11 protein-coding genes and 1 pseudogene are annotated in these 13195 nt (G+C 40.1%); 3 read left to right on the forward strand and 9 right to left on the reverse strand.

Translation table 11 applies throughout. The features are described from left to right. The 6 genes from CFPU101_RS03450 to CFPU101_RS03475 all read right to left on the reverse strand — a co-directional run bounded on the left by CFPU101_RS03450 (position 1) and on the right by CFPU101_RS03475 (position 7121). On the reverse strand, positions 1 to 966 hold the full coding sequence (locus CFPU101_RS03450) for an XdhC family protein (RefSeq protein WP_206813939.1): 966 nt from the start codon (positions 964 to 966) through the stop codon (positions 1 to 3). A gap of 1 nt (position 967) precedes the next feature. Next, positions 968 to 1138 carry a hypothetical protein gene (locus CFPU101_RS03455; protein ID WP_206813940.1) on the reverse strand — a complete coding sequence of 57 codons (171 nt, stop codon included), beginning with the start codon at positions 1136 to 1138 and terminating at the stop codon, positions 968 to 970. Positions 1139 to 1215: 77 nt separating this feature from the next. Further along, entirely contained in the window at positions 1216 to 1449 is a 234-nt protein-coding gene (locus tag CFPU101_RS03460) for a hypothetical protein (protein ID WP_206813941.1), read from the reverse strand. A gap of 49 nt (positions 1450 to 1498) precedes the next feature. Then, positions 1499 to 3817: a xanthine dehydrogenase molybdopterin binding subunit gene (xdhB, locus tag CFPU101_RS03465; RefSeq protein WP_206813942.1), complete on the reverse strand. Its 2319-nt coding sequence runs from the start codon at positions 3815 to 3817 to the stop codon at positions 1499 to 1501. Then, the gene (xdhA, locus tag CFPU101_RS03470) at positions 3817 to 5226 is read right to left on the reverse strand and encodes a xanthine dehydrogenase small subunit (RefSeq protein WP_206813943.1); all 1410 of its coding nucleotides are present in this window, start codon (positions 5224 to 5226) and stop codon (positions 3817 to 3819) included. Before xdhA ends, xdhB begins: the two co-directional genes overlap by 1 nt. 116 nt (positions 5227 to 5342) lie before the next feature. Continuing rightward, on the reverse strand, positions 5343 to 7121 hold the full coding sequence (locus tag CFPU101_RS03475) for an iron uptake porin (RefSeq protein ID WP_242577744.1): 1779 nt from the start codon (positions 7119 to 7121) through the stop codon (positions 5343 to 5345). 450 nt (positions 7122 to 7571) lie between these two features. Here CFPU101_RS03475 and CFPU101_RS03480 point away from each other — a divergent pair, with 450 nt between their 5' ends. Beyond that, positions 7572 to 9008: an NCS2 family permease gene (locus tag CFPU101_RS03480; protein WP_206813944.1), complete on the forward strand. Its 1437-nt coding sequence runs from the start codon at positions 7572 to 7574 to the stop codon at positions 9006 to 9008. Between the two features lie 80 nt (positions 9009 to 9088). Continuing rightward, positions 9089 to 10414, forward strand: coding sequence for a guanine deaminase (guaD, locus tag CFPU101_RS03485; RefSeq protein ID WP_206813945.1), 1326 nt, complete (start codon positions 9089 to 9091; stop codon positions 10412 to 10414). A gap of 25 nt (positions 10415 to 10439) precedes the next feature. Here guaD and CFPU101_RS03490 read toward each other — a convergent pair whose 3' ends face one another. The 3 genes from CFPU101_RS03490 to CFPU101_RS03500 all read right to left on the reverse strand — a co-directional run bounded on the left by CFPU101_RS03490 (position 10440) and on the right by CFPU101_RS03500 (position 12793). Further along, positions 10440 to 10973 carry a GNAT family N-acetyltransferase gene (locus CFPU101_RS03490; protein WP_206813946.1) on the reverse strand — a complete coding sequence of 178 codons (534 nt, stop codon included), beginning with the start codon at positions 10971 to 10973 and terminating at the stop codon, positions 10440 to 10442. Continuing rightward, a complete protein-coding gene (locus CFPU101_RS03495; RefSeq protein ID WP_206813947.1) occupies positions 10961 to 11254 on the reverse strand; it encodes a DUF1778 domain-containing protein in 294 nt (97 codons plus the stop codon). Before CFPU101_RS03495 ends, CFPU101_RS03490 begins: the two co-directional genes overlap by 13 nt. A 189-nt stretch (positions 11255 to 11443) precedes the next feature. After that, positions 11444 to 12793 carry a glycosyltransferase gene (locus CFPU101_RS03500; protein WP_206813948.1) on the reverse strand — a complete coding sequence of 450 codons (1350 nt, stop codon included), beginning with the start codon at positions 12791 to 12793 and terminating at the stop codon, positions 11444 to 11446. A 223-nt stretch (positions 12794 to 13016) separates the two neighbouring features. Between CFPU101_RS03500 and CFPU101_RS25395 the strand changes: the two are divergent. Then, positions 13017 to 13103: pseudogene (locus tag CFPU101_RS25395) on the forward strand (helix-turn-helix domain-containing protein); the annotation flags it as partial. Positions 13104 to 13195: the final 92 nt, after the last annotated feature.

The raw sequence follows: 13195 nt of genomic DNA on the forward strand, positions 1-13195 counted from the left end.
TTAGCCTAATTTCTGTCGCAAAGCGTCTCTTAGGGGCTTTCCTGTACCACCGCGACGTACTAAGATAAGTTCTGCACAGATACTCACGGCGATTTCTTCGGGGGTCAAAGCCCCAATATCTAGACCAATAGGGGCATAAATCGAAGATAGGCGATCGCTCTGACTTCTAATATTTTGATACACTTGTATTACTCTTTTTTGACTGCCAATCATACCGATATACTGACAGGGTAATGTCCTTTCTAACAACGCTTCTAATGCCTCTAAATCGTACTTATAGCCCCGTGTGACCAAGGCGACGTACATCTGTTCATAGTGGGCTAATTGTTCTAATGTGGTCGAAATCGGTTCATTAAAGATATGGGTTGCCTGGGGATAACGTTGCGGGTTGGCCCAAGAAATGCGATCGTCTTGTATCATAATTTGATAACCGATTAAATGTGCGACTTTGGCTAATTGTTCTGCGACATGACCCGCACCAACAATCAGTAAAATAGGTGATGGTTGCAAAGTTTCGATAAAAGCATGATCTAATTTTGGAACGGTATCGACGATGTAGGGATTATGGTCTGATGATAGGGGAGTGACTACTGTAACACTTTGACCCGACTCCAGACGTTTTAGGATCTCTTGGACTAAGTTTATCGCATCTTCACCCGACCAACGTTCTAGCCATACTTGCATCATCCCCCCGCAAATGCCTTGAGTTTCGCGTGTTTGTGAACCTGTGAGGTCAATTTCTACGAGTTGCTTTTCACCTGTTGTTAATACCTTCATTGCAGTATTGATGACTTTAGCTTCACCTGCACCCCCACCAATTGTATTAAAAATACGACCATCAGGACAAATGACCATTTTTGCCCCAATTTCTCGCGGTACAGAACCTTTACTATTAACTACCGTTGCTAAAACTGCAGGGCCATTTTGTAACGCTTGAGCAAGTTGTTGATAGCAATGAACGGTCATCTTACCAGATTTCCTTGCCTACTGGAAAACCCGAATCAACTCCCTGATGACGATTTTCGAGTGTAATTTTTTCTACTAGTTCATCAAGAGAATATTTCTGATTTCTTTTAAACTTAGTCTTTAAATCTTTCTCTGATTGATGCTCAATATTATTGTTTTTAATATCGTTCATTATATTTGTGATTTTTAAATTAATTTTTTAACGTCAGGATAAGATGATATTTTTTTATCTACTGTTAGGATAGACAATTATAAATTTTTGCTGTAGCTTAGTGCTTCCCAATCATCTAAATCGGTAGCAGATTCAAAAGGAGCATCATAACGAATAACCCTGCCCTCTAATGAAGAATGTTCTAAGTTAATAGAAGTTTGAGAACGTTCTATAATAATAACTTCTACAACATCTCCTTTTTTAAAAGGTAAGTTTTCGAGGTTTAATGTACCGCTTTCCAAGATAATTTTTTCTGAGTGATGAATAGTCATTAAAATTTTCTCCTAAGATATATTTTATCATTTTTAAACAGGCTAAATCCTAGACATTAGCAGTCGTTACGGAATGTGCTTTGACATAATCAATCGCCGTTAAAGTTGCTTCAGGAGTTGCGGGTAAAGCAAGGGGAATATAATCTGTTTTTCCAAATGCAGCAATAGCAGCACGAATAGCCTCCCGTACGGAAATAGCTAACATAAAGGGGGGTTCACCGACTGCTTTACTTCCATAAATCACACCATTAGAGGGGGCGCGTTCTAGTAAATGGACGTTAAAATGTTCTGGAACATCGCTAATTGTGGGAATTTTATAGGTACTAGGGGCAAAGGTGCGGAGTCGTCCTTTATCATCCCAGACGAGTTCTTCCATTGTATGCCAGCCCATCCCTTGTACAAAAGCCCCTTCTATCTGTCCCTGGTCAATAAAAGGGTTTAAAGATTGTCCGACATCATGGACGATATCAACTTTTTTTAGTTTAAAGGCACCTGTCAATCCATCCACTTCGACTTCACTCACAGCAGCACCATAAGCGAAATAATAGAAAGGACGGCCTTTACCTTCGATGGGGTTCCAGTGAATATTCGGGGTGCGATAGTATCCTGTTGCAGAAAGACTAATTCGTTCATTGTAGGTTTGTTGAACGACTTCATCGAATGAGACTCGCGCTCTAGGATAACTCTTACAATAGATCCAATCGTCCTCAAATATAAAGTCTTCGGGTGCATCTAATTGTAAAATTTTCGCTGCGACAGGTGCCATTCGTGCTTTGAGCGTTTCACAGGCATTTTTAATCGCTTGTCCGTTTAAGTCAGAACCACTAGAAGCTGCTGTGGCTGAAGTATTTGGGACTTTTTCAGTACTGGTGTGCATCATGCGAAACCGTTCGATTTTGACTCCTAATGTGTGGGCGGCAACTTGAATCATTTTGGTGTGTAAACCTTGCCCCATTTCGGTTCCACCATGATTCAGTTGAATACTGCCATCGGTGTAAATTAGAACTAATGCACCAGCTTGATTGTAGACAGTTTTATTGAAGGAAACGCCAAATTTAACAGGAGTAATGGCAATACCTTTCTTTTTGTACGGACTGGTTTGATTAAATTCATTGACTTCGGCTAATCTTTGGGCAAAATTAGAGTTGGTTTTAACTTCATGCCAAACTCTGTCTAAACGGTTATCGTATAATTCTTGTCCGTAGTGGGTGGTATTGGTTTCGCCTTCTCCGTGATAAAAGTTGCGTTCACGGATGACATGAGGCGGTATATCTAGTGTACGAGAAATGCGATCGATTATATCTTCAATGACAATCATTCCCTGCGGCCCACCAAACCCCCGATAGGCTGTATTAGAAACACGATTTGATTTGGTAATCTGTCCACAAACCACTAAATCAGGAATATAGTAAGCATTATCGATGTGTAATACGGAACGTCCTAAAACGGGTGGCGATAAATCTAAACTCCAACCACCATCAGCATAAAGATTTGCCGATAAAGCAGTGATTTTTCCCTCTTTCGTAAAACCAACTCGGTAGTTTACATAATAACCGTGTCGTTTCCCTGTCAGAATCATGTCATGGTGTCGTCTGAGTCGAACACGTACAGGGCGGCCAGTTTTTTTGGCGGCAATTGCGGCTAAACAGGCAAATATATTCGCTTGTGATTCTTTTCCACCAAACGCGCCCCCCATCCTTATACAAGTCACTACTACGAGATTAGCGGGAATACCTAAAACCCGCGCTACAATATGTTGAGTTTCGCTTGGATGTTGGGTAGACGCATAAATTTTATAACCCCCTTCACCATCTAACAACGCCCAACTGGTATGAGTTTCGAGATAAAAATGGTCTTGCCCATTCATATCTAATTCTCCTTCTAAAACCATTTCTGCTTCTTCTAGGGCTTTTTCGGGGTCACCGCGCCGAATAACGTTGGGTTGTCCTTGAAAACTGCCTAATTTTACCGCTTCTCTAACGCTAGTAATGGCATCTAATGGCTCATATTCTACAATAATCTTTTCGGCCGCTTGACGGGCTGCGTCTTCGGTTTCGCCCACTGTCCAGATAACGGCTTGTCCATAGTAATACACTTGTTCTGTCGGAATCAGAATTTCATCATGAATAATAACACCCGTATCGTTTTCTCCTGGGATATCATCGGCAGTTAGAACAGTGACAAATCCTTCAACCTCACTGGTTTTACTGGTATCAATCTTGAGAATTTTTGCGGCAGCGTGGGGTGAAAGAACAGGATACAGAGATAACATTCCTTGAAACTGACGTTGGTCATCCGTATACATCGCATGACCTGTGACATGACCTTCCGCACTTTCATGAGGTTTTTTGATTCCGACTGCACTCATTAGATGTTCTCCTGACTCATTTCTACAAAAAATTTCTCAAACAAATTAGCGACTAATTTTTTACGATATTCGGCACTTCCGCGTAAATCACTTAAGGGTGTAAACGCTTCATACAAAGCAGTTTTGGCTTGTTGTATCGTCTCAAGTGTCCAAGGTTGACCGACTAACATTGATTCGACAGATAATGCTCTAGCGGGGGTTGCAGCGACTCCACCATATCCTAATCTAGCGTGAACGATCGTGTTATTAGAGTCAAGATCGATCGTATAAGCGGCCGCGACAATACTGATATCATCAGTACCTCGTTTTCCAATTTTATAGGACTGACTCAAGCGACGCACTGCATTAGGGGTAATCGTTTTAGGAATTGTAACAGAAAAGATAATTTCACCTTTTTGGAGTTCGGTTTGTCGATAGCCTTTAAAAAAGTCGGCTAATAAAATGGTTCTTTCACCGTTGAGACTAACTAGCTTGACTGTTGCATCGAGGGACAACAATACTGGAGGTAAATCACCAATAGGGGAAGCGGTTCCAATATTTCCGCCTAATGTAGCCCGATTTCGGACTTGTCGCGCTGCAAACCAGTAAATCATTTCATCGATACTCGGAAAAATACCCTGTAAGCTTCTCTCAATATGCGTCAGGGGAACGGCTGCACCAATTTCGACAAAATCTGAAGCATGATTAATAAATTTGAGTTCTTCAACTCCTTCTAATGAAATCATGATGGGATAAGTTTGACGATGCCAACTGAGTTCTAATCCTAAATCGGTTCCACCCGCTATTAAAGTCGCACTAGGATGCTGCTGTAATAGTTCTAAAACCTCTGATATATGGCTTGGACGATAAAAATGATGGTCAGAAAAAGTATAATCAATTGGCTCTAAAAACGTGTCACAATTGCTCAATTTTTCGGTAAAACTATCATTTTCTACTTTTCCAGTAACCATTTCTGAAGCGCGACGAATGGCCAGATATCCCGTACAACGACACAAATTCCCATCAATGCAGAGATCATCCACCTTACCTTCATAATACGCTGAAAACATACTCATGATAAAACCAGGGGTACAATAGCCACATTGAGAACCACCCGTTTGTACCATTGCCTCTTGTACAGGGTGTAACTTGCCATTCGCTAGACCTTCTGCGGTAATGACTTCACGTCCTGCAACCGAACCAACGGGAATCAAACAACTATTCACTGCTTGATAAGTCGGTTTTCCTTCCGCACTCTGACCAATTACAGCAACGGTACAGGCCCCGCAGTCACCATCACCGCAGCCCTCTTTTGTTCCGACATAGCCATGTTGACGAAGATATTCTAGTAGTGTAATGGTTGGTGCAATATCCTTAAGACGTACCAACTGACCATTAATCGTTAGTGTTAATTCTTGTATAAGTTGCATCACGCTTTCCTGTGATTGTTGAGTGAGCAAACAATATCTTAGATCGATATTGTATACAGTTTAAATTCAGCTAGATGTACCTTTGGCTACAGTAGCTGAATTTTAAAGAAGCAAATCTAAAATAAAAATTGCGTTCGGATATTTCCAACGTATACGGTCGGATTATTGCTAAAGTTATTGGGATTCCAAATCACGTAAAAAGCAGGAACAACAGCGATATTATTGGTAATCGGAAAATGATACGATGCCTCTAATTCATATTGTGTCCCACCATTCCCGTTACCTGAAAGCAAGTAACGACGACCGCTAATATAGTCTTGAGGGACTAAGAAGGAAATAACCCCTAATGCACCCTCTTTTCCTACGTCTGGAAATCCAAAACCAAATTGAAATGCTTGAACATTAAGATCTCCTTCTGAACGATCGTCATTTTCTGGGACAATACGAGTATTACCATAAGAATATCGTCCAAAAATCCCAAACTTGGGAGCAATCAACCAATCAAAGTTAACAACCACTGTATTAGAACTGGGGTCTTTAATGGGGCCACCAAAACCATCATCAACAAAACCATAGGGTATCGGTTCGCCATCTGCATTCCCCGCAACCCCACCAAAAGCGCGAATATGAGAACGAGTATATAAAACGCGCAAGTTAAAATTATTGGTTGGGGAAAAGGTAATCTGTCCAGTGATGGTATTCGTCGGACTAAATAATCCTGTTGCGGGGTCATTCGCTGTATTCAAAAACCCGGGTAGAAATTCGGTATTTTGTCCTAAATAGGCGACTGAAAGCTGTAATTGTTTGAGCATCTGCCATGATACATACACCCCCGAACCTCGGTCAACCGAGTTGGATAGGGTACTACCATTGGAGTTAAAAGTCGTCGCACCATTGAGAAAAAAGGTAAAACGGTTATTGTCAAAGTAGCGATAAAAATTAAGTCGCGGCCCAATTGCAACCGTTAAGTTATCTAAAGGGGAAAATTGATAGAATAACTCTCTGATGATGACATTATTGGTTTGAGGCCCTGCGGTTTGGTCTAGAAAAGGAACACCCCAAGAATTATAATAGCCCGCAGAAACCAGTTGATTTGCTGGTGAATCACCATTTCCTGCGGCTAATTGCGTGACTAGACTATCTTTTCCTGTAAATGACGTATTGAAAGTTAACCATGTCAGATAACTAAATGTTATTTCGGGTTGCTCTCGTCTGAAAACAGAGGGTTTATTAGTCTCAGGGTCTCGAACTGGTGGAGTAAAAGGATCTCCCGCAAAACGTCGTTCCGCTCGAACTCGGCCATTGTTAAAAGCACCCGTTAAATTAAACCAAGCTGCTCCCGAAAGTTTAGTAGTCGTAGAAAACTGATGATCTTCTAAAAATGCTGTACGATTTTCTAAGTTATCAACTCTTGTCCCTAAAACTGCAAGTTCTGTTTCAAATTCCTTTGCTAAACGCTGCAATTTGTCAATATCTTCTTTAAGAACTGAAACATTTTCTTGGATCAAACGCTCAATCGTATTCAGACAAGCATTTAACCCCGCCGCAAATTCCCATCGGCTCGTCGCTCGATTGCCCCTAAAGGTTCGGTCAGGATAACCAACAATACAACCATAACGCTCGACAAGACTCCGCAAAGCCTCATATGCCCAATCTGTCGGTGCAACATCCTTTAACTGAGATACTGAATTAATCTGCGCCATCACTGCATTCTTATGATTTTTCGGTGCGCTTTCACTCAAATCTGCTACCGAATTAATCTGCGCCATCGCCTCATTATTTTTTTGACTATCTTCTGTTAAAGGTGATTCTTGTGCGATCGCAGGACTAAATAGACACGCAAAATTGCCCGCAGCTAACAAAATTGTTAGTGCATTTTTTCCATTATTAAGCATTATTTAATTTGACTCCTCACACCTTAGAAATCACATACAGTATGCACAAAATTTCTGTTTATCCTAGGTTAATTTTAGGTTAGTTATTGTATCGCTGATTACAAAATATAATTGTGTAAAAATTAATAACTGGTGAGTTAAGTTAACTTATATTAATACATTCTTCTTCAATTTTATTAAGGTTTCTTGACAAGAGCAGATTAAACAAAGCTTTGCTTATCAGGATATTTAAACGTTATTAAGTCATACAAAGTTTACTTTCATAAATTGCATATAACTAATTATTCACTAACATTCTGTAATTAAAAAGACAAAATTGATTAAGTTCTTAGAATACATTGTATACAAATTATTAAAAAAAATTAGAGTCATTAAAGACTTGTGGAAAACTGACAGTTACACTAAAACATCGTGCTAAGGTTTGTTAGAAATAAAGGAGTTTTTTAAGGCATGACTGAAAATAGAGAAGATCTAACCAGTCCTGAAGTTAAGTGGACACCAAGATATCAATATCAAGGATGGCAAGCAAAGATCGCAGATTATTTCAAGTTTGATTTTTATCGAACTAACTTTCGTACAGAAATCCTCGCGGGTCTAACCACTTTTATGACGATGGCTTATATTTTAGTGGTTCACCCCTCAATTATGTCCGATGCGGTTTTTTTGGAAACACCCAAAGACTTATTCAGAGAATTAGTCGTTGTTACAGGAATCTCATCAGCAATTGGCACCTTAATTATGGGTGTTTTGGCTAAATATCCTTTTGTTTTAGCTCCTGGTATGGGTACAAATGCTTTTTTCGCCTATTCAGTCGTTTTAGGCTTAAAAATCGATTGGCGAACTGCATTAGCCGCCGTTTTAATTGAAGGATTAATCTTTATTGGTTTAACCATCACTGATATTCGTCGTCACTTAATTACCGCTGTCCCCAACTCCATTAAAGCCGCTACTACTGTTGGTATAGGACTATTTCTCGCCTATATTGGGTTAGCCAGTGCCGTCAAAGTTGGTGGGGCTGGTTTAATTGTCGCTAATGAAGTCACTAAAACCTCTTTTGGTACCTTTCGTGAACCTGCTACTTTATTGGCAACCGTTGGCATTTTTCTTTCATCGATGTTTATGATTCGACGCATCAAAGGGGCTTTACTTTGGGGCATTGCGGCAACAGCAATTCTAGGCTGGATATTTGGTGTTGCAGCTACCCCTAAAGGTTTAATTGAAGTTCCTGGGTTTCCCTCACATTTATTTGGTCAAGCTATTGTTGGTTTATCGGGCGTAAATGCCAGTAATTTTATTGACTTTATCGCAGTTATGTTAGTGTTTCTCTTTGTCGATATGTTCGATACGATTGGCACCCTCTCAGGTGTTGGCACTCAAGCAGGTTATATTGACGAAAATGGGGAGTTACCTCGCGCTAATGAGGCATTAATGGCAGATGCGATCGGCACAACGGCGGGTGCAGTTTTAGGAACATCGACAGTAACAACCTTTGCCGAGTCAGCAGCAGGAGTCGCTGAAGGAGGTAGAACTGGTTTTACAGCCGTTATTGCCGCAATCTTGTTTATAGTAGCCTTATTATTCGTTCCTATTTTTGAAGCGATACCCGCTTTTGCAACGGCACCTGCTTTATTAATTGTGGGTGTACTGATGATGAAAAGTGTCGTTGATATTGACTGGCAAGATTTAACCGAAGCAATTCCCGCTTTTGCCACCCTCTTTTTTATTCCTTTGGGCTTTTCGATCGCGGCTGGTTTATCAGCAGGTTTAATCCTTTATCCTTTTGCTAAAATCGTCCAAGGACGCGGCAAAGAAATCTCGCTGGCTACTTGGATTTTAGCCGCTATTTTTCTCGCCAGATATATTTTTACAACAATGCGTTTTGGTTAGACAACTTTGATGAATTGAGCAACCCCATCCATTCCATATTTATAGGGGCTTGGTGAGCAAGCCCAAATCTAAATCATCTTATGCTTAAAGCTTATCGTGCCGCATTTTTAGACTTTATTGCCGATCCTTTTTATACGACTGAATCAGAGAGTATTCGTTATTTTCCTGATGGTTTATTAGTCATTAAAGATGGGAAAGTAGAAGCTTTCGGAGATTATGAAGCTTTAAAAGATGAATATATAAATACTCCAATTACAGCTTATCCAGGAATGTTAATTACACCTGGATTTATTGATATGCACGTCCATTTCCCACAAATTGAAATGATTGCGTCATATGGAGAACAACTTTTAGAATGGTTAAATAAATATACGTTTCCTACTGAAGGAAAGTTTAATGATCAAAATTACGCTCAACAAATGGCAGGTTTCTTTTTAGATGAATTGCTCAAAAATGGCACAACAACAGCCGTCGTTTTAGCGACAGTTTTTCCCCAATCTGTAGATGCTTTTTTTGAAGAATCATCAAAGCGTAACTTAAGAATGGTTGCGGGCAAAGTATTAATGGATCGCAATGCCCCTGATTATTTAAAAGATACAGCAAAAAGTTCTTATGAGCAAAGTAAAGAATTAATTGAAAAATGGCACAATAACGGACGTTCTCTTTATGCAATTACGCCTCGTTTTTCGGTTACTTCAACTCCAGAACAACTAGAAGCAGCAGGAAAATTATTAGCAGAATATCCTGATGTTTATGTTCATACTCATCTATCAGAAAATCGAGCGGAGGTTGATTTTGTAAAAGAACTTTTTCCCGATAGCAAGAATTATTTAGATACTTATGATCACGCTGGATTAGTAGGAGAACGTTCAATCTTTGCTCATTGTATTCATTTATCCGAGCAAGAGTTTGAACGATTATCAGAAACTAAAGCGATTATTGCATTTTGTCCAACCTCTAATTTATTTTTAGGGAGTGGATTATTTAACATCAATCAAGCCAAATCATCAGACTATCCAGTGAAAGTCGGTTTAGGAACTGATGTCGGAGGTGGAACCAGTTTATCGATGCTACAAACAATGAACGAAGCATATAAAGTGACTCAAATGAGACAACAAAAACTATCACCTTTACAAGCCTTCTTTTTAGCAACTTTAGGGGGAGCAAAAGCCCTTTGTTTAGAGGATAAGATCGGTAACTTTGATGTAGGAAAAGAAGCTGATTTTATTGTGATCAATCCGCGTTCAACTTCATTAATGGCATTACGCAACCCCGAAGAAGTTCTTAACACTTTAGAAGAATTATCAGAACGATTATTTACTCTAGTGATTATGGGAGACGATCGCGCTATACAATCTACTTATATTATGGGTGAATTAGCTTACGAAAAATCTTTAATTTGTTAAAAACTTTAGCTCATCTCATGATTATTCACAAGCCTTCAAAAGCCGCTTTGACTTCTTTGAGAGAAATCATTAGTGTCAATGGCTCAACGGGTGACGCTTTAAAACCAGCCTTAAGGTAAAAAGCTTTAGCTTCTTCCGATAGAGCATGAACAAGAATCGCTTTGATGCCTGCCAAGTGACTAGCTTGCCAAGTTCGTAAAATGGCATCTCGTAACAAGCCTCTCCCAATTCCTTTACCTTTCCAAGAACAATCGACGGCCAAACGGGCTAAAATCATCACGGGAATCGGATTAGGCATATTCCTTTTAATCAAGCTAGTGGCGATTTCCCGTTCGACTGAGCCAACGGCCAACGCATAGTAACCGACGACTTGGTTTCCGACACAGACTACATAGGTACGCGAGGCATCGGCGATTTCATTGGCTAAAGCACGTTTTTTAAGCCACTCGTCAAGGCTGGCCTCACCGCAGCAGAAGGACTCCACCTCATGCCCTTCGGTTAGATTTTGAGGGGAACTGAGTTCAGAAAGCGGCTTGAACTCAGGGGTTAAGCTTCCCAAGGTGGTACACTTTGTAAAAGGTTTTGTAATTTCGGGTTCGGCACGACTGGGGCATCCAGCGCATCTAAAAATTCATCCCATTGCTCTTGGCTTAAGGAGAAAGTACGCTGGTCTAGCAAAACATCTTCCGCTTTCTGACAAGCGGCTTCGAGCATGAAATCGGAACGACTTTTACCTAAAAGCTCGGCTGCTCTGTCAATTAAAGTCCGTTGCCGTGCTTGGGCGCGGATATTAATTTTTGTATCGCGCGTGGCTGCGCTTTCTTTTGATACGGATGACATTTTTCCGTTACTCATCAATCAATAATATTCTTTACCCTAACGCTGATGTAGGTACATTGTCAACACAAATGGGCGTAGTCTAAGACAGTTGTGTTTCACTACCCAATCACTAAAACGGCTTTCTGTTTCTCATTCAAGCTGAAACTTATAGATAACATGGTAGATTTCTCTTTATCTTAAATATTGTACTTAATGACCACTTAAGAACTTTTCAATTTCTACACAGGATTGAGCAACACCGTTTTCTTGTTGAATTTGTTCCCCTAGTGTACTAGCTTGTCGGAATAATTGATGATTATTTAGGATTTCGGTTAACGTTAAAACGATTTCTTGAGTTTGATAATTCCTTAAAAATAAGGTCTTGCCCACGCCTAATCGTTCAACTCTGGCTGCATTATCGAACTGATCGGCTCCAAACGGAACAATAATCATTGGTTTACCCGCTTTGAGAGCTTGCGCCGTTGTCCCAATTCCTCCCTGATGAACGATCGCTTTTCCTAAAGGAAATAAAAGAAAATGCGGTGCATAATCAACCGCGATAATTGTGTCATCCAGTAAATCGCTAGGTTTGTTTCCCAGATTTCTACCTGTTAGTAATACAGCCCTTTCACCTAACTTTTTAGCCGCCATTGCACTCTCTGTGTAAAAAGTTTTCCCGACTTCGACAGCCGATGAACCCAGAGTGAAGATTAAAGGTGCTGTTCCTGAATTTAAAAAATCCCTCAACTCGTCAGGTAGCTTAGAATCAATCGGCTCAAAATACGAAAACCCCGTTAATCTAGCTTGTGCTGGCCAATCAGGCTGTGGTGGGGCAAGTAAAGAAGAAAATAAACCTAAAATCAAGTCTGGAGAATATTGGTCGTCAAAAAATGGATCTTTTGCTGGCGGCAATCCTAATTCTTTTCTCAGTTTTTGGATTGGATGGCTCGTTAAATAGAGCGAAAATTTAGCAAACTGAATAAATAATCGTTTAAACCATAACGGGAAACCTTGAAAGTTGAGAATGGGATTAAAGATCGGTAGGTCATCAGCCGAAAAAAAACTGGATGGAGCTAAAACGGTTGAAATCCAAGGAATTTGTTTTTTTTGTGCAACAAATGGGGCGGCGAATGCAATTGGATGAGAGATCAGTAGTCTTGCATCTTGACAAATTTCTTCTAAATCGTCGTAGCTATCTTTAAGGTAAGGTAATAGTACCTCAGAGAAAAGAAAGATAATTCCATCAGGGCGAAACGTTCTTTCTACTAGCTCGGTACGGGAGAAGTATTTTTCAGGATTGGGTCTAACGGGTTCAAATTTGATATTTTCCGATTCGATAAATTCTCGAAGACTCTCAGAAGCAGCTAAAACAGGGTGATAACCTCGCTGTTTTAATTCGATAGCGATTGCTAAATAAGGGTAGAGATCGCCTAATGAACCAATCGTATTAATAACTATTTTAGATTTCATCGGTTTTCCCTGAGCCATCACTAGGGTTAAAGTACGGTTTAAGTTAAAAATAATTTTAGCAAACGAATTTTTAAGCTCCCAAACCATCATCCCACTGCTAATCTGTGCAATATCAAAATTCTCTCTAAAGGTAGATCAACGTTTCTCTTGTTTGATAAATAATTAACCATAGCGTACGTTATAGGGTGCTTTCTTGATGCAGTCTAAAGAAAAATCTTCACTCAAAAAGACAGCCCGACTGGAGCAACCTGAAGTCAGCCAAATGATTCAGGAACTTCGACATCTAACAGCATTGACCTAAGAGCAATTTGCGGCCCTGTTAGGTGTGACTTATAGTACGATCAATCGGTGGGAAAATGGTCATATGCAACCCTCCCCTTTAGCACTCAAGCAGATCTGATTCGTCCTGAATGAGATTAACAGTTCTTCTAGAGACGAGTGGCTCTTAGAACGCAGCCAGCAAATTCTAGAGCAATACTTTGATATCAAGGA

The organism is Chroococcus sp. FPU101 (genome assembly GCF_017312365.1).
GTDB lineage: Bacteria > Cyanobacteriota > Cyanobacteriia > Cyanobacteriales > Microcystaceae > Chroococcus.